The organism is Pseudomonas sp. RIT409 (genome assembly GCF_003052515.2).
Classification (GTDB): domain Bacteria; phylum Pseudomonadota; class Gammaproteobacteria; order Pseudomonadales; family Pseudomonadaceae; genus Aquipseudomonas.
This window is the reverse complement of record NZ_QARE02000004.1, coordinates 191,927-217,180: the sequence shown is the minus strand read 5'-3', so window position 1 is coordinate 217,180 and position 25,254 is coordinate 191,927. Positions and strand designations below refer to the sequence as shown.

The following is a 25,254-nucleotide window of genomic DNA, read 5'->3' as shown; positions in this document are numbered from 1 at the left end:
TTCTTTCATATGAACGAAACCCACGTTGTCTGGAGCGTGGCAGATAGGCGGATACTTCGCCTTTATCAACAGGAATTAAAATGAGCGAAAGCTTTGCAGAACTCTTTGAAGAAAGCCTGAAAACCCTCAATCTTCAGCCGGGCGCTATCATCACCGGTATCGTTGTCGACATCGACGGCGACTGGGTTACCGTACACGCTGGCCTGAAGTCCGAGGGCGTCATCCCGCTCGAGCAGTTCTACAACGACGCTGGCGAGCTGACCATCAAGGTCGGTGACGAAGTTCACGTTGCGCTGGACGCGGTCGAAGATGGCTTTGGCGAAACCAAACTGTCCCGCGAAAAAGCCAAGCGCGCCGAGTGCTGGATCGTTCTGGAAGCCGCTTTCGCAGCCGAAGAAGTGGTCAAGGGCGTTATCAACGGTAAGGTTAAGGGCGGCTTCACTGTCGACGTTAACGGCATCCGTGCGTTCCTGCCAGGTTCTCTGGTTGACGTCCGTCCAGTGCGCGACACCACGCACCTGGAAGGCAAAGAGCTGGAATTCAAGGTCATCAAGCTGGACCAGAAGCGCAACAACGTTGTCGTTTCCCGTCGCAGTGTCCTGGAAGCCGAGAACAGCGCCGAGCGCGAAGCGCTGCTGGAATCGCTGCAGGAAGGCCAGCAAGTCAAGGGTATCGTCAAGAACCTCACCGACTACGGTGCATTCGTGGATCTGGGCGGCGTCGATGGCCTGCTGCACATCACCGACATGGCTTGGAAACGCATCAAGCATCCATCGGAAATCGTCAACGTTGGCGATGAGATCGATGTAAAAGTCCTGAAATACGATCGCGAGCGCAACCGTGTTTCCCTGGGCCTGAAGCAACTGGGTGAAGACCCATGGGTCGCTATCAAGGCACGTTACCCAGAAGGTACCCGCGTGACTGCGCGTGTCACCAACCTGACCGACTACGGCTGCTTCGCTGAGCTGGAAGAAGGCGTCGAAGGTCTGGTTCACGTTTCCGAAATGGACTGGACCAACAAGAACATCCACCCATCGAAAGTCGTTCAGGTTGGCGATGAAGTGGAAGTCATGGTTTTGGACATCGACGAAGAGCGTCGTCGTATCTCCCTGGGCATCAAACAGTGCAAGTCGAACCCATGGGAAGACTTCTCTGGCCAGTTCAACAAGGGCGACAAGATCTCCGGTACCATCAAGTCGATCACCGATTTCGGTATCTTCATCGGTCTGGACGGCGGCATCGACGGTCTGGTTCACCTGTCGGACATCTCTTGGAACGAAGTCGGCGAAGAAGCCGTACGTCGCTTCAAGAAGGGCGACGAGCTGGACACCGTCATCCTCTCTGTTGACCCAGAGCGTGAGCGCATCTCCCTGGGCATCAAGCAACTGGAAAGCGATCCGTTCTCCGAGTACGTCACTGTCAATGACAAGGGCGCAGTCGTTCGCGGTACCGTGAAAGAAGTTGATGCCAAAGGCGCGATCATCACCCTGGCCGACGACATCGAAGCGACTCTGAAAGCTTCCGAAATCAGCCGTGACCGCGTTGAAGACGCGCGTAACGTGTTGAAAGAAGGCGAAGAGATCGAAGCGAAGATCATCAGCGTTGACCGTAAGAGCCGCGTGATCAGCTTGTCCATCAAGTCGAAAGACGTTGAAGACGAGAAAGAAGCGATTCAGAGCCTGCGTAGCAAGCCTGACACCGCTGAGAACACCGGTCCTACCACGCTGGGTGACCTGTTGCGTGCGCAGATGGAAAAGCAGAACTGAGTTCTGATTAACCATTGAAGAAGGGCGACTTCGGTCGCCCTTTTTTGTGCGCGCTCGGTTTGTCAGAAGGAAGCTGGGCGTCGTATTCGGCCGGTGCAGTTGCCTGTAAGCCCCGGCTGGCTTGGGCTGCAAAAAATAATGGCCTCTTGCCTGGACTTCCCGTTCACATATGTGCATATACGGGCTGTTCAAATACCTTCCGGCGTGCTAAAACCTTCAAAGCGCTTAACCTAGCTGCTTGAAAAAGAAGGGAAAAATATGACGAAGTCGGAGTTGATCGAACGAATTGTCACCCATCAAGGACTGCTCTCATCCAAGGATGTGGAGTTGGCCATCAAGACCATGCTTGAACAGATGTCGCAATGCCTGGCCACAGGCGACCGTATTGAAATTCGGGGCTTTGGCAGCTTTTCTCTGCACTATCGCGCTCCACGTGTCGGGCGCAACCCCAAAACCGGGCAATCCGTCAGTCTCGATGGTAAATTCGTGCCTCACTTCAAACCGGGTAAAGAGCTTCGTGACCGAGTGAACGAAGAGGAGGAGCACGGGCTCCAATAGCCGTCCGAGGAGAACCCGATGCGTAATCTGAAACGTCTGCTGTTTTTTGTCGTCGTCGTGCTGATCGCTTCGGCGACGGTAGTCTTCATGCTGGAAAATCAGCAGCCCGCTACCTTGGTGCTGTTTGGCTGGTCGGCCCCCGAGCTCCCCGTGGCCGTGCCGGTGATTCTGGCTTTACTGGTGGGTTTGGCCATCGGTCCTGTGTTGGCTCTGTTTACACGCTCGCGCAAAAAAACAAAACCATCGCGCGTAGTGTGATCAACGCCTTTTCCAGCTGGCCGCTGGAAGAAAAATGTCCCCGAGTGTTTCCGAAAGATCTCGAAAAACTTAACGGCTGAACGCACTGTTCACTCCGGTTAAGCTGCGCCGCTTTCAGAAAGTGGTCGAGAGGGAACCTCATGAAATATCCAGAAGTCATCCATCATGGCGCCGGGGATGGCGTCACTGGATCCTGTCACGAACTGCGCGTTTGCGCCGACCATCGTCTGCTGATCGACTGTGGCGTGTTTCAAGGCGAGGAAGCGGCGTTGATAGGGCGCTTGGGTGGATCCGCCAGCGCAATCGATTTCGATGTATCGCTTCTCAAGCTGCTGATCATCACCCATGTCCATGCCGATCATATCGGTCGTATCCCCGAATTGCTGGCATCCGGATTCAAGGGGCCGATCCTGTGCAGTGAGCCCTCTGCCAAATTGCTGCCGGTCATGCTCGAGGATTCGCTGAGACTCAATCCCCGTTACGACAGTCAGTCCATTGAGCGCTGCCTCAAGCAAGTCGAGCGACGGGTCATCGCACTGCCGTTCGACACCTGGTTCGACGTCATCAAGGCGCCCGAAGCCCGTTGTCGAGTCCGCCTGCAACGCGCCGGTCATGTGCTGGGCTCGGCCTATGTCGAGTGCGATTTGATTTACACACACGCCGAGGCCCCTTATCGCGTCGTCTTTTCGGGGGATCTGGGGTCTTCCCACATGCCCATCCTACCCGAGCCGCGGTCGCCCGAGAGAGCAGATCTTCTGGTATTGGAAAGCACCTATGGGGATCGATTGCACGAGGATCGGGCCACGCGACAGGCACGTCTCGAGGCCGTCATTGACAGGGCTTTGCTCGATCACGGCACGGTGCTGATTCCCGCCTTCAGCATTGGCCGAACCCAGGAGTTGCTGTACGAGATCGAAGATATCCTCCATCAAAGAGCCTTGTCCTGCCGCGTCGAAGACGGCTGCGACGCGTCACTTCCGGTCAACTGGCCTCAGCTCCCGGTCATTCTGGACTCACCGTTGGCCGAGCAGTTGACCCGCATCTACCAGGCTTTCGACGAGCTGTGGGATGAGGAGGGTGCGGCGCGCGTGAAGGAGGGGCGCAAACCTCTGGGCTTCAGACAATTGATCACAGTGGACACCCATGCCAAGCACCTTCAGGTCGTGAATTATCTCGCGAGCACCGGGCGACCCGCCATCGTCATCGCCGGCCACGGTATGTGCGCGGGCGGCCGCGTGGTCAATTACCTCAAAGCGATGCTGGGGGACCCTCGACACAATGTGGTGTTCGTCGGCTACCAGGCGAAGGGGACGCCAGGCGCCGCCATTCAGAAATATGGCGCTGTTGGCGGTTACGTAGAGCTCGACAAGGAGCGCTATCCCATCAAGGCGGGCATCGAGACCCTTGGCGGCTATTCGGCACACGCCGATCAGCACGAGTTGGTGAAGTTCGTCACAGGCATGGCGCAGTGGCCAGCGCGCATTCGGCTGGTTCATGGGGAGAGCGAGGCGAGGAAAAAGCTGGGGCAGGTACTGGAGAGGCAATACCGCGCACAATCGAAAACAGTGAACATCGAATAAACAGAGGCGCTCCGTTGTTCGGCCCATCGCACGCGCTAAGCCGGGAGCGCTCTGGCTCGCAGTATCCCTGCGTGAGGCCGCCGTCTTTTTGGTATCATCCCGCAATTCCCAAGGCCTTCGTTGACCGGATGAACAGGGATCCGGAAGACGAAGAATTTTTATGGGCGCGCGGTTAACTAATCTTCGTTTTCACTGCCTAAACCCTCGCCTCAGCTTTACGCGAGGGTGCGCGCAGCCTGATGGCAGGTTGCTTCATTCTGAGCAAGGAAATCCCTGGATTTCTTTCGTCGCATAGGTTTCTACACATGAATTCCGTCTATCCCGCTATTCAGACACGCTGCTTCAAGGCTTATGACATCCGTGGTCAGGTTCCTGTCGATCTGGATGCCGACATCGCCTACCGCATTGGGCGGGCGATGGTGGTCGAGCTGAGCGCAACCAATATCGTGGTCGGCAGAGACATGCGTCTCGAAAGCCCGTCCTTGGCTCAAGCGCTGATTCAAGGTATTCAGGATGCCGGTGCGGATGTCATCGACATCGGCCTGTGCGGCACCGAAGAAGTCTATTTCGCGACCAGCCACTATGGGGCCTCCGGGGGGGTGATGGTGACAGCCAGCCACAACCCCAAGGGTTACAATGGCATGAAGCTGGTCCAGCGCGAGTCGCGGCCGATCAGCGGTGACACGGGGCTCGACGCGATTCGTCAGCGCGTGGATGCAGGTGATTTCGGCAGCCCCGCCGCGCAACCGGGCAGTGTCAAACAGGCACCCGACAAGTGTGCCTACATCGAGCATCTGCTGGGCTACGTAAAAGGGGCCGACCTTCGCCCACTGAAAATTCTCGCCGATCCTGGCAACGGCGCTGTCGGCCCTGCACTGGAAGCGATCAAATCCCGTTTGCCGTTCGAGTGGGTCATCATCAATGGCGAGCCAGACGGCAATTTCCCTAATGGCGTCCCAAATCCGCTGCTCCCCGAAAACCGCACCATCACGCGTGACGCGCTGATCAAGCATGGTTGCGATCTGGGGCTGGCGTGGGACGGCGACTTCGACCGTTGCTTCTTTTTCGACGAGAAAGGGCGTTTCGTCGAAGGCTATTACCTGGTCGGGCTTCTGGCAGAGATGCTGCTCAAGCAGCACCCAGGCTCCAAGATCATTCATGACCCACGGCTGACCTGGAATACCATCGACCAAGTGCGTCTGGCGGGCGGTACCCCCGTACTGTGCAAGACGGGCCATGCCTTCATCAAAGAACGCATGCGCAAAGAAGACGCGGTGTACGGTGGAGAGATGAGCGCCCACCATTATTTCCGCGATTTCGCCTATTGCGACAGCGGCATGATTCCATGGCTGCTCGTGACTGCCCTGATGTCTGTCTCCGGCAAGTCATTCTCCCAATTGGTCGATGAGCGCATGGCCGCCTATCCATGCAGTGGTGAAATCAACTACAAAGTGAATGACGTCAAAGCTGTCTTGAACAGGGTGCTGGAGCACTACTCCCCATCCTGCTCTAACATCGATAAAACCGATGGCATCAGCCTTGAGTTCGATCAATGGCGTTTCAACTTGCGCGGTTCGAACACCGAGCCGTTGTTGCGTTTGAATGTCGAGAGTCGGCGTGATCCTGAACTGGTGGCGTCGAAAGTCAGGGAAATCGAAGCATTGCTCAACAACCAGTAATCGCTTCTGACGGCACGGCCCTGAGTGCTTCACTCAGGGCCGTGTGCTTTTTGTTGAATGGATGGACTATGACCAGAAAGATCCTGGTGACAGGAAGTGCCGGGTGGGTCGGTCGCGCGCTCGTCGAGGCGCTGGCGGATCTGCCCCACACTCGTGTCGTTGCGGTCTCTAGAAACCGCGGCACGCCTCCTACGGTCCATGTGGATCAAGGCTTCGTGGGGGACATCGGTGCCGATACGCCGTGGCAACCCCTGCTTCAGAACATCGACTGCGTCGTTCATGCGGCCGCTCGAGTGCATGTCATGCAGGAAACGGCAGAAAACCCGCTCGCCTTGTTCCGAGAGGTCAATACTGCCGGGACGCTCAATCTCGCCAGGCAGGCCGCGGAAGCTGGCGTTCGGCGGTTTGTCTTCCTCAGTTCGATCAAGGTCAACGGGGAGTCAACCGAAAAAGGCCGTGCGTTCACGCCGGATGCCGAACCCAATCCCACCGATCCGTACGCCCTTTCAAAACATGAGGCGGAGCAGGGGTTGCTGGCGCTCGCAAGGCAAGGTGGCATGGAGGTCGTCATCATTCGTCCCGTGTTGGTTTACGGGCCGGGGGTGAAGGCTAACTTTGCCCAATTGATGCGGTGGGTGCATCGAGGCGTTCCCCTGCCGTTAGGCGCCATCGCCAACGCCCGCAGCCTGGTGTCGCTGGATAATCTCGTCGACTTCATTCGCGTCTGCATCGACCATCCGGCAGCGGCCAATGAAGTCTTTCTGGTCAGCGACGGCCGGGATTTGTCCACCACCGACCTGATCAAAGGGTTGAGGGCCCACATGCCCTCGTCTGGATGGCTGATACCCGTTCCGTCGGTGGTACTTCGAGTAGGAGCTGCACTGTTGAACCGGCGGGCGGCGGCTCAGCGTGTACTGGGGTCCCTGCAGGTGGATATTTCAAAAAACCAGGCTTTATTGCGCTGGCTGCCCCCTGTAACGGTCGAAGCTGGCCTTAAAAAAACCGTCGACCATTTTTTAGCTATGGATCGAAAATGAATCACTGGTGGTTGGCTGCGCCTCTATTAATCGGCTTTTCATTCGTTCTGACCTACGGTCTGCGCCGATACGCATTGCATAAAAGTCTGCTCGATATTCCAAACGGCAGAAGTTCGCATACGGTCCCAACACCCCGCGGGGGCGGGGTGGCGGTCGTCGTTGGTTACTTGGTGGTTCTGGCCGTGGCATTCGGGGTGGACGCGTTGCCGTTCTCCACGTTCTTGGGGCTGTTTGGCGCGGGCTCGTTTATCGCAGGCTTGGGTTTTCTCGACGATCATGGTCACATCGCCGCACGTTGGCGCTTGTTAGGGCATTTTGTTGCGGCTGGATGGGGACTCTACTGGCTGGGTGGTTTTCCAGCGGTCTCCGTATGGGGAATGACGATGGATCTGGGCATGGTGGGCAATGTGCTCGCCGTGTTTTATCTGGTGTGGCTGCTCAATCTCTACAACTTCATGGATGGCATCGACGGGATTGCCAGCGTCGAGGCGATCACCGTTTGCTTCGGGGCCTCGGTGCTGTACGCAGTTGAAGGCGCGTTCGGGCCTATTTGGCTATTGGTCCTACTGGCCGCTGCGGTGGCGGGGTTTCTGTTATGGAATTTCCCTCCCGCGAAAATCTTCATGGGTGATGCAGGCAGTGGCTTTCTAGGCATCGTTCTGGGGTTGCTGTCGCTTCAGGCTGCGTGGATTTCCTCGCAGTTGTTGTGGGCTTGGCTTATTCTTCTAGGCGTTTTCATCGTTGACGCTACCGTTACCCTCATTCGTCGGCTCGTTCGAGGCGACAAGGTCTATGAGGCTCACAGGAGTCACGCCTACCAATATGCCTCTCGAAGGTTCGGTCGGCATCTCCCTGTGACGTCTGCAGTCGGTGTAATCAATCTGTGCTGGCTTCTGCCAGTAGCGCTCTGCGTCATCCGTTTCGGGTTGGATGGCGCGATCGGCGTGGTCATTGCATATGTGCCGTTGGTCCTTCTTGCCATCAGGTTCAACGCAGGTCAGTTGGAACGGGTCCAGGCCTGACTATCGGGTTTGGGCAAGTGATCGGCTTTTCGCGGCGTTCGGGAATGAACCGGCGGGCTGCTGGTCGATAGAAGGGAGTTTTGAACGCGTGTTCGAGGGAAACATGGACAGATTGCGCGCATTGCTGCTGGGGCTGCCGCGCCGCAGAAAGCGGGTCATACAAGTCGCCACAGACATTTGCCTGGTGTGGCTCGCGCTGTGGATGGCGTTCGTTGTCCGGCTGGGGATCGATGACCTCATCAACCCGTTGGAAGTGCATACGTGGCTGTTCATCAGCGCGCCTATCGTTGCGATCCCTTTGTTCATCCGTATTGGCATGTACCGCGCGGTCATGCGTTATTTCGGCAACGACGCACTGATTGCCATCATCAAGGCGGTCAGCCTCTCCGCGCTGATTCTGGGCGTTGTCGTTTACCTTTACAGCAATCACCAGCATGTCGTGCCCCGCTCGGTCATGTTCAATTACTGGTGGCTCAGCCTGGTCATGATCGGTGGCCTGCGCCTGGCGATGCGTCAATACTTTCTCGGTGACTGGTTTTCCGCGGCACAGCACATGCCATTTGCCGCCCGTGATGACGGCTTGCCGAAAGTCGCGATCTACGGCGCTGGGGCGGCGGGCAATCAATTGGTCGCGGCACTGAGAATGGGCCGCGCAATGCGGCCGGTGGCGTTCATCGATGACGATGACTCGATTTCCAACCGGGTGATCTCCGGCTTGCAGGTCTACAAACCCAAGCACATCCAGCAGATGATCGATGTCACGGGGGCTCAGGAAATCCTCCTGGCGATACCCTCGTCTGCCCGAGCGCGGCGCCGCGAAATTCTCGGGTTCCTGGAGGGGTTCCCCCTGCACGTGCGCAGCGTGCCGAACTTTTCGGATCTGGCCGCCGGGCGGGTGAAAGTCGACGACCTTCAGGAAGTCGATATCGCCGACCTCCTCGGGCGGGACCCTGTGCCGGCGCAAGACGAATTGCTCGAGCGGTGCATCAAGAACCAATGCGTATTGGTGACCGGTGCGGGTGGGTCAATCGGTTCCGAGCTGTGCCGGCAAATCGTCTTGCTCAAGCCCACCACGCTGCTGTTGCTGGACCACAGCGAATTCAACCTCTACACCATTCTCACCGAGCTCGAGCGGCGAGTCGCCCGTGAGTCGCTGAAAGTGAAAGTACTGCCCATTCTGGGGTCGGTGCGTGATCACGGAAAATTGCTCGACGTGATGAAGACATGGCGGGTCGATACGGTTTACCACGCAGCAGCGTACAAGCACGTGCCGATGGTTGAGCACAACATCGAGGAAGGCGTCATCAACAACGTGATGGGCACCCTCCATGCCGCTCAGGCGGCGCTGCAGGCGGGTGTGGCCAACTTTGTGCTGATTTCAACGGACAAGGCCGTGCGCCCGACCAATGTCATGGGCAGCACCAAACGCCTTGCGGAGCTGATCCTGCAGGCGCTGAGTCGCGAAACCGCACCTGTGATGTTCGGCGATCGCGCCAACGTGCATCAGGTCAACAAAACCCGCTTCATCATGGTGCGTTTCGGGAACGTCCTGGGGTCGTCCGGTTCGGTGATTCCGCTGTTTCACCAGCAGATCAAGTCCGGTGGACCGCTGACCGTCACGCACCCGAAGATCACCCGTTATTTCATGACCATTCCTGAAGCCGCTCAACTGGTCATCCAGGCCGGTTCCATGGGGCAGGGGGGGGACGTCTTCGTACTGGATATGGGCGAGCCGGTCCGCATCATCGAATTGGCGGAGAAGATGGTGCATCTGTCCGGCCTGAGCATTCGCTCGGAAAAGAACCCTCACGGCGATATTTCCATCGAGTTCACCGGGTTGCGCCCGGGCGAAAAGCTCTACGAGGAATTGTTGATCGGCGATAACGTCTCCGAAACCCGCCACCCGATGATCATGAGCGCGCAGGAAGACTGCCTGAGCTGGGATGCGTTCAAACACAGCCTGTCCCGGCTGCTCAAAGCACTGGCTGAGGACGACTACGACAAGGTGCGCCAGATTCTCGGTGACACTGTCAGCGGCTATGCCCCCGATGGCGATATCGTGGATTGGATACATCAACAGCGCCGTCAGGAACCTTGATTGTCCAGGCTGCAATGTCCGCTTACGGAGTTTCGACAGTCGATTCCGCGGGCGTAAGCCCCTCGATTAGGCGCGATCCGGATCGGTACACATGCTGTCACCGAAGCCTTGATTGACGCGGCATCTCCATCGTCTAGGTTTGGGAAGCAGCTCAGGAATGCTGCTTTCCAAATCCACGATGTCATGGAGCATGAATCGATGCGTATGCCTTACCTCTCATCTTTGCTGTTTGCCCTTATCGCAAGTACGTCGATCGCTGCCACCGCCGCCCCCGCGGCCGTTCCGTCACAACCGCCTGCCGCCGCCACCACCGCTGCCGAGCAGTCCGGTAAGGTCAACCTCAACAGCGCTAATGCCGAAACGCTGCAGAAAGAACTCTCCGGGATCGGCGCCTCCAAAGCTGCCGCGATCGTTGCCTATCGCGAAGAGAACGGAGCTTTTACATCAGTAGACGAATTGATTGAGGTCAAGGGCATCGGAAAGGCGCTGTTGGACAAGAACCGCGACAAGCTTGCATTGGATTAACGACTCAAGGAGCCCAAAAAAGACCGATCACCTGATCGGTCTTTTTTTTGAACCCTTCGCCTCGCCCTTCACCTGATTTCTCCGCTTGACATAAAAAATGTCAGTCGACATATAATGAATATATTACGCTTGTAATACCTTGTCTCGCTTCTTTCATTGTCCTCGGAGAACTGCCTCATGAGCACCACCCACACCCTCGGTACCGCCCTTATCACCGGGGCTTCGTCTGGTATCGGCGCCACGTATGCCGACCGCCTGGCCAAGCGCGGCTATGACCTGCTTCTGGTGGCGCGGGATCAGGCGCGACTGGAAACGATCGCGGCTGACTTGCGTGGGAAGACATCGGTCAAGATCGAAGTGGTGAAGGCGGATCTGACCGTGGCATCGGACGTTTCATCGCTGGAGAAGCGCCTGCGTGACGACGCGTCGATCACATTATTGGTCAATAACGCAGGGGTGGCCCTCAGCACGCCACTGTCGGAAGCGAACCTGGGCGAGGTCGATCGGCTGATCCAACTGAACATCGTGGCATTGACCCACCTTGCGTCGGCCGGCGCCGCGGCGTTCGTGGCCCGAGGGAATGGCGCCATTGTGAACATCGCTTCGGTCGTGCCGATGCTTCCGGAACGCTTCAATGCGGTGTACACGGCCAGCAAGGCCTATGTACTTAGCCTGACGCAATCGCTTAGCGCCGAAGTCGGCGAGAAGGGCGTGCAGATCCAGGCGGTGATGCCAGGCGCCACTCGCACCGAGATCTGGGAGCGCTCAGGCATTGACATCGCTGCCTTCCCGCCGGAGATGGTCATGGACGTGAACGAGATGGTGGACGCCGCGCTGAGCGGTTTCGACCAGAAAGAGCAAGTGACCATTCCGTCGCTGCCCAATGCCGCGGATTGGCAGGCTTTCGTCGACGCGCGTCTGGCACTGGGGCCGAATCTTTCATTGCAGCATGCGGCAGCGCGTTACAAGACCACGGGCGCCTGAGCGGTGCGCGTGACAGTCCGGAAAGTGGAAAGGTGAAGGCATGAGCGAACGTCGCATTGTGGTGACGGGGATGGGTTTGGTAACGCCACTGGGCACCGGTGTCGAGGCGGTCTGGCAGCGTCTGCTGCAGGGCCGCTCGGGTATCGTGCAATTGCCCGAAGATACCGTCGCCGATCTGCCGGGCAAGGTCGGCGGCTTGGTCCCTTTATTGGCCGACGACCCGGAGGCGGGCTTCGATGCCGATCTGGCGGCACCACCCAAAGAGCAGAAGAAGATGGACCGCTTCATCCTGTTCGCGCTCGCGGCCGCCCAGCAAGCGATCGCCCAGGCGGGTTGGGCGCCATCCACCGAGGAGCAGCGCGAGCGCACGGCGACGATCATTGGTTCGGGAATCGGCGGTTTTGTGACCATTGCCGATGCGGTGCGCACCACGGATAGCCGCGGCCCGCGCAGGCTTTCGCCTTTCACGGTGCCGGCCTTTCTGGTCAATCTCGCCTCGGGCCATGTGTCGATTCAGCATGGCTTCAAGGGCCCACTCGGCGCGCCGGTCACGGCGTGTGCGGCGGGGGTGCAAGCCATCGGTGATGCCGCGCGACTGATTCGCGCCGGTGAAGCCGATATTGCCATCTGTGGTGGCGCGGAGGCCTGTGTGGACCGTGTTTCGTTGGGCGGTTTTGCCGCCGCTCGGGCGTTGTCCAGCGGCTTCAACGAAACGCCTGAGCGGGCTTCCCGTCCGTTCGATCGGGATCGTGACGGTTTCGTGATGGGGGAAGGGGCCGGTATCGTCGTGATCGAAACCCTGGAGCATGCCCTTGCGCGAGGCGCGACGCCCATCGTCGAACTGGTGGGCTACGGCACCAGCGCCGATGCCTATCACCTGACGGCAGGACCGGAAGACGGCAGCGGTGCCCGTCGTGCGATGCAGGCAGCGATTCGGCAGGCCGGGATCGAGCCCTCGGACATTCAGCACTTGAATGCTCATGCGACCTCGACCCCTGTCGGGGACAAAGGCGAAATGGCGGCGATCAAGACGGTGTTTGGCGATCAAAACAGGGTGGCCGTCACGGCGACCAAATCGGCTACGGGTCATTTGTTGGGCGCAGCAGGCGGGATCGAGGCCATCTTCACTGCGTTGGCGATCCGCGACCAGATCGCGCCCGCGACGTTGAACCTGGAACATCCCGATGAGGCTGCCGAAGGCATCGATCTCGTTCGCGGTCAGCCCCGGCCGATGACGATCGATTACGCGTTATCCAACGGTTTCGGGTTTGGAGGGGTTAACGCCAGCATCATCTTCCGTCGCTGGCAGGCATGATACGAAAACGCCCCTGACGTCAAGGGCGTTTCATTTCAGACGGGCGCAGGCGTATCAGACAAGCGCGATTTGCTGTTTGAGCTGTGCGCAGGTGGTCTCCAGAATACGTTCAGCCAGTGCGGGATCCTTTGTGCTGCGGGCGAGGGTGATCGCCCCCACCAGGCTGGACATGATCATCACGCACATGTCGCGATCTTGCTGTTCGCTGGTCTGGCGTCCAGCGGGCAGGCCAGCCTCCAGCTTGGCCAACATGCGGTGAATCACTTCGTCGGTGATCTCGCTGGGCTGACCACGCTGGCCCAGCTCCGAGGACATCGTCGGCAGAGGGCAGCCGTTTTCAGGGGCCGCGCAGTGCCCCGCGGACAGGTATTTCTCGATGAACGTTTCTGCCGGAAGGGGAGCCTTCTCAACGGCAGCCGACTGATCCGCCGCGCAACGCAGCGCCTTTTCGACCAGATCGTCCTTGGATTTGAAATGGGCATAGAACCCGCCATGGGTCAGGCCCAGTGCCTTCATCAGTGGCTGCAAACCGGTCGCGCCAATGCCGTCACGGCGGAAGCGAGCGGCCGCCTCGTGAAGGATGCGCTGATGGGTCTGGGCTTTGTGATCTTCGGCGTAACGCATTGAACGAGCCTCCCGACTTGGCTCTTGAAATGGTAGTCGACATTCTTACATGGATGACACGACTGTGCAGTATCCACGTTTGGAGCAAGGTTGCCATCGGTCAGAACGTCACAGGTGCGTCGCTTACTTGGGACCCATCATTTTCGCCAGCACATCCGGCCTGGGCGCACCCTGTTGTTGCTTCACATGACCGTTCACGTCCTTGTAGAAAATCGAGGGCGTGGCCGACAGTCCCATGTCGTCCATGAGTTTCATGTTGGCATCGAGTTTGGCCTGGATGTCCTTCGGAATTGTGGCCATGGCCTTGAGCGTGCTGCTTTTGCCTGCCTGTTCGTGTTTCTGCAGGGCGACCTCGGGATTGGCGTCGCTCAGCAGCGTGGCGGCTTTGGCGGCGCTGTCTTCACGGATGACGCCGACCATGATGTGGCGCAACTGCACTTTGCCTGCTTTGACCCACGGCCGGGCCTGCTCCCAGAACAGGTTGCAGTAAGGGCAATTGGCGTCGCTGAACAGATAGATGACCCGGGGTGCGGTCTTGGCGCCATCGGGGATCCAGGTGCTGTTCTCCATCTGGCTCCACATGGCTTGGGTCATGGGTTCATAGACGAGCTTTTGCAGCGGCGCTTCGCTGAGGTCTTCGCCCTTTTCGTCGAACAGGTTACCTGCCAGCACATGCTTGCCATCGGGAGTGAGGTAGAGCGCCATGCCCTGCTTCTGATACTCGGCGGCGTAGCCTTTGAGCCCACCGGGGGCATCGAAGGCTCCACGAATGGTTGCACCCTTGGCTTCCAGCGCCTTGATCGGCGCGGGCAGGTCTTCAGCCAAGGCGAGCGCGCTGCTCAGGGTCAGCAGACCTGCCACCGGGAACATGGAAAAGCGCGTGAAACTCATTGAATGCTCCTTGAGTATGAATCGGCCCACGATACCTCGGCAGCCATGGCGTAGCCGCCTGGATGAGCAGCAAGGCCGGCCGGTGAAAGACGTGGATCACCTGTCGAAGACCGTCCTTTGCATAAGAGGCTCGAGCGTGACGTGAGGCGATTAAGGCCTGATTAACCGCCTTCAGTACCTCGCCGGGTGGAGTCTGTGCATAATCGCGCCTTAATCCCGCATTGCTTCAATTGCCTTTTTTTCGGGGCCGCCCCATGCACGTACTGGTTTGTGAAGACGACGACCTGATCGCCAGCGGCATCGTTGCCGGGCTGGACGCGCAGGGGCTGACCGTGGACCGGGTGGCCACGGCGTCGGCTGCCCGCGCGATGCTGTCGGCAGCGCACTTCGATGTCATGGTGCTCGACCTGGGGCTGCCTGACGAAGACGGCCTGAAGCTCCTGAGGCAACTGCGTCAACAGGGGCATGACATCCCCGTGCTCATCCTGACGGCGCGCGACACCGTCACCGATCGCGTCGACGGGCTGCAGGCCGGGGCCGACGATTACCTGCTCAAACCCTTTGACCTGCGTGAGCTCAGCGCCCGTCTGCACACATTGGTCCGGCGCATGGCCGGGCGCAGTGTCAATGTCATCGAGCATGGTCTGCTCACCTATGATCCGAGCAGCCGCGAAACCCGCCTGGCCGGGCAGCCGGTCGATCTGTCACGACGCGAGCAGGCCCTGCTCCAGGCATTGCTGAACAATCAGGGACGGGTGCTCTCCAGCGAACAGCTCAAGGATTGCGTGTACGGCTTCGGGGACGAAGTGGAAAGCAACGCGTTGAATGTCCATATTCACCACCTGCGCCGCAAGCTCGGCGGGCGAATCATTGAAACCGTGCGCGGGCTTGGCTATCGCCTGGGGCCGGCAGGCGAGGCGTTGGAGCGTCGCCCATGATGAGTCTTCGAACCCGCCTGAGTCTGATCCTGGGTTCGGCCTTCATCGTGATCTGGGTATTGGCGGCGGCCTGGATGCTGCGCGACTTGCGCACCCAGATGATGCAATCGCTCGATCAGCGTCTGGAAGCATCGGCGCGCATGGTCGCCGGCCTGCTGGAGCAGATGCAGATGCCCGAGCGCCAGGGCGAAGGCCAGCCGCTCAGGGCTGCGGACCTGGGCATTCCCAATGGCATGGCTTGCCAACTCAGTTCATCGCGCGGGCAGGTCTTGGCGCGCACCGAAAGTTCGCCTGCCGAGCCGTTGAAAGCGGACTCCAGCGGCTTCGTCGATCAGATGATCAACGGCGAGCACTGGCGTGTGTACACCATGATGCACGGCAGTGTGCGGGTGAGTACCGCTGATCGGCAGATCGAACGCGATCTGCTAGGGCAGTCGGTATTGTTGGCGGCGTCCGTGCCGGTGCTGGTTGCATTGTTCGGCAGCCTGATCCTTGTCTGGTTCGGGATCGGTCGCGGCTTGGCGCCGCTGAACCGGATGCGTGATGCGCTGAACAGGCACAGCGCCGATTCGGTCGAGCCGCTGGACGTGCCCAATCTCCCCAGCGAACTGCAGCCGCTGCTGATCAGCCAGAACCAGCTGTTTGGGCGCATCGCTCAAACCCTGGAGCGCGAGCGTCGGCTGACCGGCGATGCGGCCCATGAGTTGCGCAGCCCATTGACCGCCATCAAGACTCACCTGCAAGTCGCGCGCATGACCGAGGGCGACAAGCGTGACCGGGCGCTGGCCCATGCCGAGGAAGGGGCTGATCGGATGCACCGGACCCTTGAACAGCTTTTGCTGCTTGCGCGCGTGGAAGGCAGCCTGTCGTTCGATGATGGGGTGCAATGTGACGCGCAGAAAGTTGCTCGCCTGGCCATCCACGATGCCAGTCATGGCGAAGAACACCGGATCGAGTTGAAGTTGGCCGCGCCGTTGTCCGCGGCACCTGTGGCAATGCCTGCGGCGCTGGCCGTGGCAGCGTTGCGTAACCTTCTGGACAACGCCCTGCGGCATACGCAGGCCGGAACACAGGTGGAACTGAGTGTCGCCACGGTCGACGGACATGCTCGTTTTTGCGTGCGGGATCACGGGCCAGGCATCGCGCACGCCGATCTGGACAAGCTCACCCAGCGTTTCTGGCGCAACGGCAAGAGCCCTGGCGCGGGACTGGGGCTGGCGATCGTTCAAGCGATCGTGCAACGCTGCGGCTGTTCGCTGACATTCGACAGCCTGGACGACGGCTTAAAAGTGGACCTGAGCATGCCGCTCCGGCCTAGGGTTTGAAGGGGCTACGAATTGAAGGAGCCCGAGTTGAAGGAGCAACGAGCTTTCAGTTGCCCCGAGCGCCCATGGTGCCGCGGCCCACGGGGGGCCGTGGCAGCATGGAGCTTATTCTCGACGCTGTTCAGCGTCAGCGCAGTGCTTCAAGGTTCAGTTGCCGTCGGCAACCTTTCTTTCGATCTCATCCGTCGCGCGCTGGAGCTCTTCCGCTTCCTGCTCTTTTGTGCGGATTGACGACGGCGTCACCGTCTCGTCGATGCCACGCGTCTTACCCGCGCGATCTGCCAGGTCTCTTTCCACGACATCGACAGGCTTGCCCGCTGCATCTTTGACAGGTGCATTGGCAGGGGGCGTGCTCGCGTGAGTCTTATGATCATCGTTCATTTCGGACCTCCATGGGTTTAACGCCGGTGATTTCAAGATTGGAGAGCCCGCGCCCCATCGAGTTCGCTCTTTCTGCGGGCGAAACAGCTCGATGGAACGGCAAAGCACCATTTGTCCGGTCGACGAAACGGGCCATCCCTGACCGTTACTAAGCATGCATATCGCTGCGGATTTGAACGATGGCCATTACTGCTCTGCTGGTCGAAGACGAAGAGGCACTCCGGACGCTCATTACCGAAGCGCTGACGCTGATCGAAGTTGAAACGGTCGAGTGCGTCAGTGCTGACGACGCGCTGCGCCTGCTCGGTCAGCCCCATGCTTTCAACCTAGTGATTACGGACATCTGCATGCCAGGCGCATGCGATGGTCTTGAGCTGGCCCGGACCATATGGGCGAAATGGCCGAACTTGCCGGTGATTCTTTCTTCCGGTAATCGCATCGTTCTCGATAGCCATCTCCCCGACAACGCCTCATTTCTACGCAAACCCTGGTCGCTCGATGATCTGCATCAGGTCGTTGGTTCACATTTGAAGCGTTGAACCTCTCATGCCGGGAAAGCGCCGTAGAAACGCTGCCCTGGCGGATAGAAAGAGTGGTCATGTTGGGGGCAGGTCCTTGAGAGCGCGAGGGCAGGCGCCCTGCGACGGATGAGGTCATCCTCAGCTGATACCGACTGCCCCTCGGTGTTTTCCGAGCCGAATGAATGGCTGTGATGCCGTACGAGGAAACGAAACGTGAAACAGCTTGAACGTCTAGAAACGGGAGTTCCTGGTCTTGATACGTTGCTCAAGGGAGGGCTCATTTCGGGGGCCTCCTACATCATTCAGGGGCGACCTGGGTCAGGGAAAACCATCCTCGCCAACCAGATTGGCTTCAACCATGTGAAGCGCGGTGGGCGTATGCTGTTCGCCTCTCTGCTCGCCGAGCCTCATGACCGTCTCTTTCAGTTCTTGTCCACGTTGACGTTTTTCGACAGTTGCGCATTGGGCGACAGCATCCAATTCGTCAGCGCCTTCGATACCTTGGAGAATGACGGGCTGGACGAAGTGGTCAAGTTGTTGCGCCGAGAAATTTCGCGCCAGAAGTCATCCCTGTTGATCCTCGACGGGCTCTTGAACGCTCGCTCCAAAGCCGAGGCCCCGATCGATACCAAGAAATTCATCGCCGCGTTGCAGGGGCATGCGGCTTTCGCGGGCTGCACCGTGCTCTTTCTTACCAGCTCGCAGCTCGACGAGGGCAGCCCTGAGCACACCATGGTCGATGGCGTCATCGAGATGAGTGAGGAGAGCATCAGCGCGGTGCCCATCAGGCGCTTAAAACTCAGAAAGACCCGCGGCAGTGGTGCCATTGCCGGGGCACACGAATTCGAAATCACCGATAAGGGAATAGCGATCTACCCACGTCTGGACAGCCAGGCGGCAACGTCATCAGTGGCAGCTGAGGTGCCGCTTGGGCGTGTCACGTCTGGCAGTGCCGCGCTCGATGTCAGCCTGGGTGGCGGCTTGATGGAGTCGTCCATCTCGCTACTGATTGGGCCGTCGGGTGCTGGCAAGACGTCGTTGGGGCTTCAGTTTCTGTCCGCCAGCACACCTGATGAGCCTGGCTTGCATTTCGGGTTTCATGAGTCCCCATACCGCCTCCGGATGAAGGCGACTGCGTTGGGCCTCGCGTCTGATCAGCTCGAATCCCGAGGCGCGTTGCATATGCTTTGGCGCCCGTCTGCGCCGGCGATTATTGATCGAGTCGCCTACGAGTTACTGGAAGCAGTCGAGCGTCACGGTATCAAGCGCGTCTTTCTGGACAGCTTGCGCGGGTTAGGCAAAGTCTCGGCTGATCCTGGCCGGGTGCAAGGCGTTACCGTGGCCTTGCTCGAAGCCCTTCGGGCCCAAGGGGTGACCGTTCTGGCCAGCTATGAACTCAGCCACATGGCAGTCACCGGCCCTCACTACCTGACTCCGGATTTCGCGAGTACTGCAGATAACCTGCTGCTCGTCGAGATCAGCCGCAGCCAGGCTGAACTCCAACGGCAACTGAGAATTCTCAAGGTCAGAGACAGCGCGTTCGACCCCTCGCTGCTAGAGGTGGTGATGTCCCGGGACGGGATCGAGGTTAAAAGGGTGTGAAGAAATGCGGGTAATAACAATGAACGGGCCTTCAGCGCTATTCGGAAAGTTTCCATGGCCTTTGAGCGCTCGTCGGCTATGAAGACCGTCTTGATCGTCGACGACGAATACCTGATTGCAGACATCCTGAGCTTCGCGCTGGAAGAGGAGGGTTTCCTGCCGGTCACTGCGGCAAGCGCGTTGAGGGCGCTGGATATCCTTGAACGGGAAAGGCCTGACCTCATCATCACGGATTTCATGATGCCTGGGATGACGGGCGTCGAATTCGCGGAGAAGGTCAAATCCACTCCGGGCTTCGAGAGGACCCCGATGATGCTTATGAGCGGCGCTCAAGCGCATTTGGGCATTGCCCGGCCTGACCTGTTTACCGCCGTGTTCTTGAAACCCTTCGATACACCGGCCGTGGTCCGACAGATCCGGCTGGCCCTCGATTCAAAACGCCCTTGATGCAGAGAGAGCAAAGTGCCCTCTCATTGTTGCCGCAGTGCAAGGCCGGTTCAGCGCTGCGCAGCGCGCCCTGAACGGCCTGCAGGGGTGAGGGTCGTTACGCGGGCACGCTCACTGAATCGTCAGGTTCCGTGAGCGGGATCGCACTGGTGCCGGGTGTCAGAATGACCTTTCGGCAATCCTCCTGTTTTTTGTCGAAGATCTTGTAGCCTTCGGCCGCCTGCTCCAGCGACATTCGATGCGTGATGATCGCCTCCGGGGCAAGGCGGCCGGCTTCGATGTGCTCGAGCAGTTCAGGAAGAAAGCGCTGCACATGGGTCTGGCCCATCTTGAACGTCAACCCTTTGTCGAAGGCATCGCCAAACATGAAGCCATGGATGAAACCGGCATACACCCCTGGCACGCTCACCGTGCCCCCACGCCGGACGGCGGCGATGCACTGACGCAGCGCCTTGCCGCTGCTGCCCTCCAGTTTCAACGTGGCGAGCACGGTTTCGGTGGTGCTGCCCTTGGCTTCGAAACCTACCGCGTCCACCACGCCGTCGACCCCACGCATCCCCGGTGTCTGCCGGATGATGGTGTCGGCCGGATCATCATCCTCATCGAAGTTGATCGGTATCACGCCGTAGGTCGCTTGTGCGTAGGCGAGGCGGTAGGGATGGTGATCGACCATGAAGACACGCTCGGCGCCCAGCATCCGCGCCACCGCCGCGCACAGTAGACCGACCGGGCCTGCGCCATAGATGGCGATACTCGACCCTTGTCCGATACCGGTGTTGGTGACTGCCTGATAGGCAGTGGGCAGGATGTCAGAGAGGAAGAGCACCTTCTCATCGGCGAGCGTGCCTGGCACTTTGAACGGGCCTGTGTTGGCCTTCGGCACCCTGACGTATTCGGCCTGTCCGCCCGGCACACCGCCGTACAGATGGCTGAAACCGAACAGCGCGGCGCCTGGCGGAATGGCCTTCTTATTGAGAATGGCGCCACGCCCGGTGTTGGTCGTCTCGCACGCGGCAAAGAGATCCTGGTGGCAGAAAAAACACTGCCCACAGGCGATCACGAAAGGAATCACAACGCGATCCCCCGGCTGCACGGCCGTCACTGCCGAGCCGGTTTCTTCGACGATGCCCATGAACTCATGCCCGAAGATGTCACCGTGTTCCACAGTTGGGATCTTGCCGCGGTAGAGGTGCAAGTCCGAGCCACAGATGGCCGTCGCAGTGACCCGCAGAACGATGTCGTCAGGCTGTTCGATCACCGGGTCGGGAACCGTATCCACCTTGACGTTGTGGGCGCCGTGATAAGTGAGTGCTCGCATGAAATATCTCCGCTGCTTTAGGGGGTGTACACAGCGGAGCCCCTGCGGCAGACGTTAGTTCAGGGCATTGTCCGCAGCGGGGACAAGCGGTGGGCAACGCGCCTTTCATGCTGCATGGGCGATGAAATCCGAGAGGAACGCAATCCGGTTCTGTCATACCCACAATCACGAAACCTATGGGATGAGGTGCCCGATGATCGTTGAAGAGACGGTGGAGTATTTGAACGAGCACGCATTGGTCGTGACTACGGCCGAGTCCTGCACGGCCGGCCGTATCGTCGCACTGCTCGCCGAGATTCCGGGAAGCGGCGCATTGGTCGAATGCGGGTACGTGGTGTATTCCCCGGAGGCGAAGCAGCGATTGCTCGGGGTACGTTCAACGACGATCAAGACCTTCAATCTGACCAGCGTCGAGGTTGCCAGAGAAATGGCCATCGGCGCGCTCCGGGACAGTCCGGCCAAGGTTGCGATTGCCACCACGGGCTTGTGTGGTAACGAGGATATGGACGGCATTCCGGCAGGGACAGTGTGTTTCGCGTGGGCCTTCATGAACGATGGACAGTTGAGCGTATTCACCCGACGGCACCGGTTCTTCGGCGACCGCACCGCCATGCAACAGGATGCTGCGCTCCACGCACTGGAGCATTTACCGGTGTTTCATCGGCGTGTGCTTGCAGGCGAGACCGCCTGAAGCGCCAGTTCCCGCATTCGGCGCTTGATGCTCCCCACTCGGCGGCTTCAGTGTTTGAACGGCACCAGGTGGATGAGCGCCGAAAAGCCCCCGAGGATGATCCACAGGGTTGAAAAGATCCACGGCGAACGCATGGAAAACTTAAGTGCGTCGCGGTACCCGCGCTGATTGGATTCCCGCTTGGCGAACAGCGGAGAATCGTCGTACACGTCGCCCATTCGCGGCTGGCTCTGCAACAGGTGGCTTTGTTTCAGGTACCAGTGATCGATGATTTCATAAGCGGCCTTGATGCCCGACCAGGCGTGCAGCGAGGTGATCAGCCCCAGCACGGAGAGCAGCACCGAAACGACCAGGGAAAACAGGCTACCCCAGTCCGGGTTGACGTTGGCCATGGAAGACGCGTACGCGATCACCAGAAACGACTGGGCACCCAAGTAGGCGTTGGTCCGGTTCGACAGCATGGTCGTTTCGTACTGGATTTCCTTGCGATAGAAATCCAGTCGGTCCTTGAGCGACCCGAACATGATCGCATCAGCAGCGTTCTGCGCATCGATATCAGAGCGCTGGGTGATGATAGTGGTCATGAGGTTCGAGTGACCGTAAGCACCACAGCGGCGATGCGCTCGGCGCTGACATAGGTTTCGGTATCCAGTTCCTCGCCGAATACGTCGGGGTCCATTTCGCGGTAGGACCAACTCAACCCAGGCTTGTCTACCAGTGGCCGCGCGTGTTCGAGGAACAGGTCGACGCCTTCGACCCACGGCGAACCGGTATAGAGCACCAGGCTCCCGCCCACTGTGAGACGTCCGATGGCCTGCTCGACGATCCGCACCGACAGTTCCGAACCCAGTCGCTCACCGCCGTGGCGATAGGCGCGCTTCTGGGTGTCTTGCATGTAAGGCGGGTTGGCGACGATCAGGTCGAACTCGCCAGAGGCACTGGCAAGCAGGTCGCTGTGCCATGCCGACACGTTATCCACTTCGGCCAGCGCGGCATTGACGGCGGTGAATCGCAGGGCAGTGGGATTGATATCGAGTGCCAGGACCTGCGCATCATGTCGCGCCTTGGCAATCAGGATGGCCCCCGCGCCACTGCCACAACCGATGTCGACGGCCGTCCGAATCGGATGGGTCGAGGTGCGCAGATGTTCTTCAATGGCTTGAGCAAACCGATACGTATCAGGACCGAAGAACACCGAGTCGTTTGACACAGTGGGAAACGCGGAATGCACGAACAGATGGTCATGCAGGCTGGACCACCGCACTTCGCTGATCCACAGCCCGGCATGGGCGCGGATGATGGCGTGGGAAAGCAGCGCCTGAAGTTCGGCTTCGGGAAGCAGGTCGCTGGCGAAGGGCCGATTCCAGCCAAAGATATCTCGCAAGCTCTGGGCCTGATGGTTTCGCTCGCGCGCATTGTTGCGCTGGTGGGTGAGGGGCGTGACGGTGGTGAATTGATACTGATCCGCCTGAAGGCGCCTGCCCAACTGCACGAGAGCCAGGTCATGGGTCCGATCGTCAGGGTTGACCGTTTCAATCGGCCGAGAAGGAAGAGTGGCTTGGCTCATCGGACTTAAAATCCTTTTACGAGTTGACGGGAAAAGAGTCGGGTGGCCTTCAGGCCTTCAGGCGTGGCATGCAGCGCAGGCGACAACAGCGCGATGAGGTGCTCGCCCGCGACGGGTCCATTGCTGTCCGTGGGCACAGTCGCGGCTGCGGTGCGCCTGCGAAAATGCGCCCGGAAAGGGTCGTGCGTTTCTCCCGATTGCCAGTCACCCGCGATCCAGTCCCCGAGCAGCTGCATTTCGTAGCCGCTGAACACGCCGAACATGACGGCCTTGGGGCCAGCGATGAGCTGCCAGAACCGGCTTTCTTCAGGAGGGTGATTGCGCTTGATCCAACCCCGGTTTTCTAGGGCGGTCAGGAAGTCCTTGCTGCGGCCCGGTTCGCTGAGCCACTCGTTGACGGTCAGACCTTCGAGGCGGCAGTAGTCGGAGTGCATGTATTGGCCGAACGTACGTTTGCGCTCGAGCATGGCGACGACGGCTTTTTCCAGATCGAAATCCGCAATCACTGCCTGAGTGCCTTTGCCCAATTCGTTCAGCCGGTAGCCAGCCTTGACGCGTTCGATGAACTCAGCGCGGGAGGCGTCCTTTGGCATGAGGTTCAGCACGGTCTCAACCGCCTTGTGCGCATGCCCGCTACTGGCGTTGTCTACGGTCACATGGAGCGTGAAGTAATAGGGATCGATGCGCAGCTCGTTGAGTTCGAACGCGGTGATAAGCAGATGCAGCGGGAGCTGTTCGTAACCGAGGTTGTAGCCGAGCAGCTCGGGAAGAAATTCGTCAGCCATGCAGCCGAGCGTCAACTGAATCGCACCTTGGACGTACAGCGCGTCTTCAAGCTGTTCGGTGGGCGCGCAGTCGTGATCCGCCAGCAGTTGTTGGTAGAGCACCACGTGGTTGAGCGTGGGATCACCGTCGCCCAATTCCTCCAAATACGTGCGAATAAGGTGGTGGTAGCGCCAGTCACCCACGTGGTTCAGCGCTCCGTATAGCCAGGCGCCGTCAACCAGCTTGGTCGGAGAGACCTGCTGCAAAAAGTTCAGCGCATGGGCCTTGCTGCTGAAGAAACGCCTTCCGGCCCCGGCGCGGCGCTGTTCCAGATACGCCCGATAGGCTCCCGCAACCGTGCTCGCGTTGCGCTCGATCCAGTCGGCAAGATCGTTCAGATTTTCTGGAAGATCGACCTGCACCGTGCTGGCCTGCTTCAGACGTTCAATGAGAAAGCGGCGAAGTTGATCGCGATCGACTTGATCGGGCGCATGCAATAACGCTCGATACAACGAGGCGGCGTCGGTGACGAGGGGCTGGTCGGGAGTCAGGCGGTCGGTAAGGTTTCGCAGAGAGGTCATGGGCAGCCTACATATTCTTGGTTATGCAGGTGAGAGGCGGGCCGAGCGGGATAAATTCAACCTAATTGCGCTGCGTCGGATAAGTGACCTCCGGCGGTTCACGATACCCGTGCGGGCGCCGATGGATGGCCCGCAAAACCCGTCGCCATGGCGACGGGTGGTATCGGCGGCCGGGCGGCCCGAGTTTCCAGCAGCGGCCAGCCCATGCATCAATTGGCGGCGTCACCACCATGGGCTTTGGCCAAGGCTTTGGCCTGCTCCAGATGCGCTTTCAGTTTGGGCAAGGTTTCCTGGGCAAGCGCCTTGAGCTCCGCGTCCTTGCCGTCGGTGGCTTCCTTCTCGAACAGTTCAATAGTGGCTTCGTGCGCCTTCACCTGATTGTTGGCGTAGGCCTGGTCGAAGGATTTGGCGCTGCGCAGTTCAAGAATCATCGATTTGGCCTTGTCCAGCAGTTCGGCGCTGTCGGAGACCTCCAATTTCTTGGCGTCTGCGATGGATTTGAGTTTGGCGTTCGCAGCGGTATGGTCTTTGACCATCATGTCAGCAAAGCTTTTCACATCCGCGGCCGTGCCCTTTTCCTGGGCGAGCTTACCGGCTTCGACTTCGGCAACGCCTTTCGCCGAGGCATCTTCCACAAAGTCGTCGTTGTCCTGTGCTGCAAAAGCGCCTTGCGCGCCCAATCCCACAAGCAGACTCAGTGCACATACGTTAACGAACTTGGCCATATCCATTTCCTCATTATTTTCAATTGGGCATTAGCGCCCAACCTATACGAAATAGC

Annotated in this window: 25 protein-coding genes; 17 read left to right on the top strand and 8 right to left on the bottom strand. The window is 59.2% G+C overall.

The genetic code is table 11. The annotated features are described in order from the left end of the window. The first annotated feature begins 80 nt into the window (after positions 1–80). The 11 genes from rpsA (at position 81) to fabF (ending at position 12,822) form a co-directional block, all read left to right on the top strand. Positions 81–1,766, top strand: coding sequence for a 30S ribosomal protein S1 (rpsA, locus tag DBP26_RS07450; protein ID WP_108237236.1), 1,686 nt, complete (start codon positions 81–83; stop codon positions 1,764–1,766). Between the two features lie 258 nt (positions 1,767–2,024). Further along, positions 2,025–2,324, top strand: coding sequence for an integration host factor subunit beta (gene ihfB / locus DBP26_RS07445; protein ID WP_108237235.1), 300 nt, complete (start codon positions 2,025–2,027; stop codon positions 2,322–2,324). Positions 2,325–2,342: 18 nt separating this feature from the next. Further along, positions 2,343–2,582, top strand: a complete 240-nt coding sequence (locus tag DBP26_RS07440; RefSeq protein ID WP_108237234.1) for a lipopolysaccharide assembly protein LapA domain-containing protein — start codon at positions 2,343–2,345, stop codon at positions 2,580–2,582. 140 nt (positions 2,583–2,722) lie between these two features. Then, positions 2,723–4,162: an MBL fold metallo-hydrolase gene (locus DBP26_RS07435; RefSeq protein WP_108237233.1), complete on the top strand. Its 1,440-nt coding sequence runs from the start codon at positions 2,723–2,725 to the stop codon at positions 4,160–4,162. Between the two features lie 305 nt (positions 4,163–4,467). Then, the gene (locus DBP26_RS07430; RefSeq protein WP_108237232.1) at positions 4,468–5,841 is read left to right on the top strand and encodes a phosphomannomutase; all 1,374 of its coding nucleotides are present in this window, start codon (positions 4,468–4,470) and stop codon (positions 5,839–5,841) included. A gap of 68 nt (positions 5,842–5,909) precedes the next feature. After that, the gene (locus tag DBP26_RS07425) at positions 5,910–6,878 is read left to right on the top strand and encodes an SDR family oxidoreductase (protein WP_108237231.1); all 969 of its coding nucleotides are present in this window, start codon (positions 5,910–5,912) and stop codon (positions 6,876–6,878) included. Then, entirely contained in the window at positions 6,875–7,900 is a 1,026-nt protein-coding gene (locus tag DBP26_RS07420) for a glycosyltransferase family 4 protein (protein ID WP_108237230.1), read from the top strand. The genes DBP26_RS07425 and DBP26_RS07420 overlap by 4 nt, the downstream gene beginning before the upstream one ends. A gap of 103 nt (positions 7,901–8,003) precedes the next feature. Beyond that, complete coding sequence (locus DBP26_RS07415; RefSeq protein ID WP_108237229.1) at positions 8,004–9,998, top strand: nucleoside-diphosphate sugar epimerase/dehydratase; 1,995 nt, start codon at positions 8,004–8,006, stop codon at positions 9,996–9,998. Positions 9,999–10,196: 198 nt separating this feature from the next. Beyond that, a complete protein-coding gene (locus DBP26_RS07410; protein WP_108237322.1) occupies positions 10,197–10,523 on the top strand; it encodes a helix-hairpin-helix domain-containing protein in 327 nt (108 codons plus the stop codon). Positions 10,524–10,700: 177 nt separating this feature from the next. After that, the gene (locus DBP26_RS07405; RefSeq protein ID WP_108237228.1) at positions 10,701–11,507 is read left to right on the top strand and encodes an SDR family oxidoreductase; all 807 of its coding nucleotides are present in this window, start codon (positions 10,701–10,703) and stop codon (positions 11,505–11,507) included. Positions 11,508–11,547: 40 nt separating this feature from the next. Continuing rightward, positions 11,548–12,822: a beta-ketoacyl-ACP synthase II gene (fabF, locus tag DBP26_RS07400; protein ID WP_108237227.1), complete on the top strand. Its 1,275-nt coding sequence runs from the start codon at positions 11,548–11,550 to the stop codon at positions 12,820–12,822. Between the two features lie 54 nt (positions 12,823–12,876). Here fabF and DBP26_RS07395 read toward each other — a convergent pair whose 3' ends face one another. Further along, positions 12,877–13,446 carry a TetR/AcrR family transcriptional regulator gene (locus tag DBP26_RS07395; RefSeq protein WP_108237226.1) on the bottom strand — a complete coding sequence of 190 codons (570 nt, stop codon included), beginning with the start codon at positions 13,444–13,446 and terminating at the stop codon, positions 12,877–12,879. A 123-nt stretch (positions 13,447–13,569) separates the two neighbouring features. Then, positions 13,570–14,316, bottom strand: coding sequence for a thiol:disulfide interchange protein DsbG (dsbG, locus tag DBP26_RS07390; RefSeq protein WP_108237321.1), 747 nt, complete (start codon positions 14,314–14,316; stop codon positions 13,570–13,572). 275 nt (positions 14,317–14,591) lie between these two features. On the opposite strand from dsbG, the gene DBP26_RS07385 reads away from it, so the two are divergent. Both DBP26_RS07385 and DBP26_RS07380 read left to right on the top strand, forming a co-directional pair. Beyond that, the gene (locus DBP26_RS07385) at positions 14,592–15,275 is read left to right on the top strand and encodes a response regulator (protein ID WP_108237225.1); all 684 of its coding nucleotides are present in this window, start codon (positions 14,592–14,594) and stop codon (positions 15,273–15,275) included. After that, entirely contained in the window at positions 15,272–16,600 is a 1,329-nt protein-coding gene (locus tag DBP26_RS07380) for an ATP-binding protein (RefSeq protein ID WP_108237224.1), read from the top strand. The genes DBP26_RS07385 and DBP26_RS07380 overlap by 4 nt, the downstream gene beginning before the upstream one ends. A 147-nt stretch (positions 16,601–16,747) precedes the next feature. On the opposite strand, the gene DBP26_RS07375 is transcribed toward DBP26_RS07380, so the two are convergent. Then, positions 16,748–16,981, bottom strand: coding sequence for a hypothetical protein (locus DBP26_RS07375; RefSeq protein ID WP_108237223.1), 234 nt, complete (start codon positions 16,979–16,981; stop codon positions 16,748–16,750). 179 nt (positions 16,982–17,160) lie between these two features. Here DBP26_RS07375 and DBP26_RS07370 point away from each other — a divergent pair, with 179 nt between their 5' ends. The 3 genes from DBP26_RS07370 to DBP26_RS07360 all read left to right on the top strand — a co-directional run bounded on the left by DBP26_RS07370 (position 17,161) and on the right by DBP26_RS07360 (position 19,551). Next, positions 17,161–17,520 carry a response regulator gene (locus DBP26_RS07370; RefSeq protein ID WP_108237222.1) on the top strand — a complete coding sequence of 120 codons (360 nt, stop codon included), beginning with the start codon at positions 17,161–17,163 and terminating at the stop codon, positions 17,518–17,520. 195 nt (positions 17,521–17,715) lie between these two features. Further along, complete coding sequence (locus tag DBP26_RS07365) at positions 17,716–19,104, top strand: ATPase domain-containing protein (protein WP_108237221.1); 1,389 nt, start codon at positions 17,716–17,718, stop codon at positions 19,102–19,104. A gap of 90 nt (positions 19,105–19,194) precedes the next feature. After that, a complete protein-coding gene (locus DBP26_RS07360) occupies positions 19,195–19,551 on the top strand; it encodes a response regulator (protein WP_349254548.1) in 357 nt (118 codons plus the stop codon). A gap of 97 nt (positions 19,552–19,648) precedes the next feature. On the opposite strand, the gene DBP26_RS07355 is transcribed toward DBP26_RS07360, so the two are convergent. Next, complete coding sequence (locus DBP26_RS07355) at positions 19,649–20,869, bottom strand: zinc-dependent alcohol dehydrogenase (protein WP_108237220.1); 1,221 nt, start codon at positions 20,867–20,869, stop codon at positions 19,649–19,651. 193 nt (positions 20,870–21,062) lie between these two features. Here DBP26_RS07355 and DBP26_RS07350 point away from each other — a divergent pair, with 193 nt between their 5' ends. Further along, the gene (locus tag DBP26_RS07350) at positions 21,063–21,560 is read left to right on the top strand and encodes a CinA family protein (protein ID WP_108237219.1); all 498 of its coding nucleotides are present in this window, start codon (positions 21,063–21,065) and stop codon (positions 21,558–21,560) included. 47 nt (positions 21,561–21,607) lie between these two features. On the opposite strand, the gene DBP26_RS07345 is transcribed toward DBP26_RS07350, so the two are convergent. The 4 genes from DBP26_RS07345 to DBP26_RS07330 form a co-directional block, all read right to left on the bottom strand. Next, the gene (locus tag DBP26_RS07345; protein ID WP_108237218.1) at positions 21,608–22,144 is read right to left on the bottom strand and encodes a hypothetical protein; all 537 of its coding nucleotides are present in this window, start codon (positions 22,142–22,144) and stop codon (positions 21,608–21,610) included. Further along, the gene (locus DBP26_RS07340; protein WP_108237217.1) at positions 22,141–23,127 is read right to left on the bottom strand and encodes a class I SAM-dependent methyltransferase; all 987 of its coding nucleotides are present in this window, start codon (positions 23,125–23,127) and stop codon (positions 22,141–22,143) included. Before DBP26_RS07340 ends, DBP26_RS07345 begins: the two co-directional genes overlap by 4 nt. 5 nt (positions 23,128–23,132) lie before the next feature. After that, positions 23,133–24,473, bottom strand: a complete 1,341-nt coding sequence (locus tag DBP26_RS07335; RefSeq protein WP_108237216.1) for an iron-containing redox enzyme family protein — start codon at positions 24,471–24,473, stop codon at positions 23,133–23,135. Positions 24,474–24,682: 209 nt separating this feature from the next. Further along, positions 24,683–25,198, bottom strand: coding sequence for a DUF4142 domain-containing protein (locus tag DBP26_RS07330; RefSeq protein ID WP_108237215.1), 516 nt, complete (start codon positions 25,196–25,198; stop codon positions 24,683–24,685). Positions 25,199–25,254 lie beyond the last annotated feature (56 nt).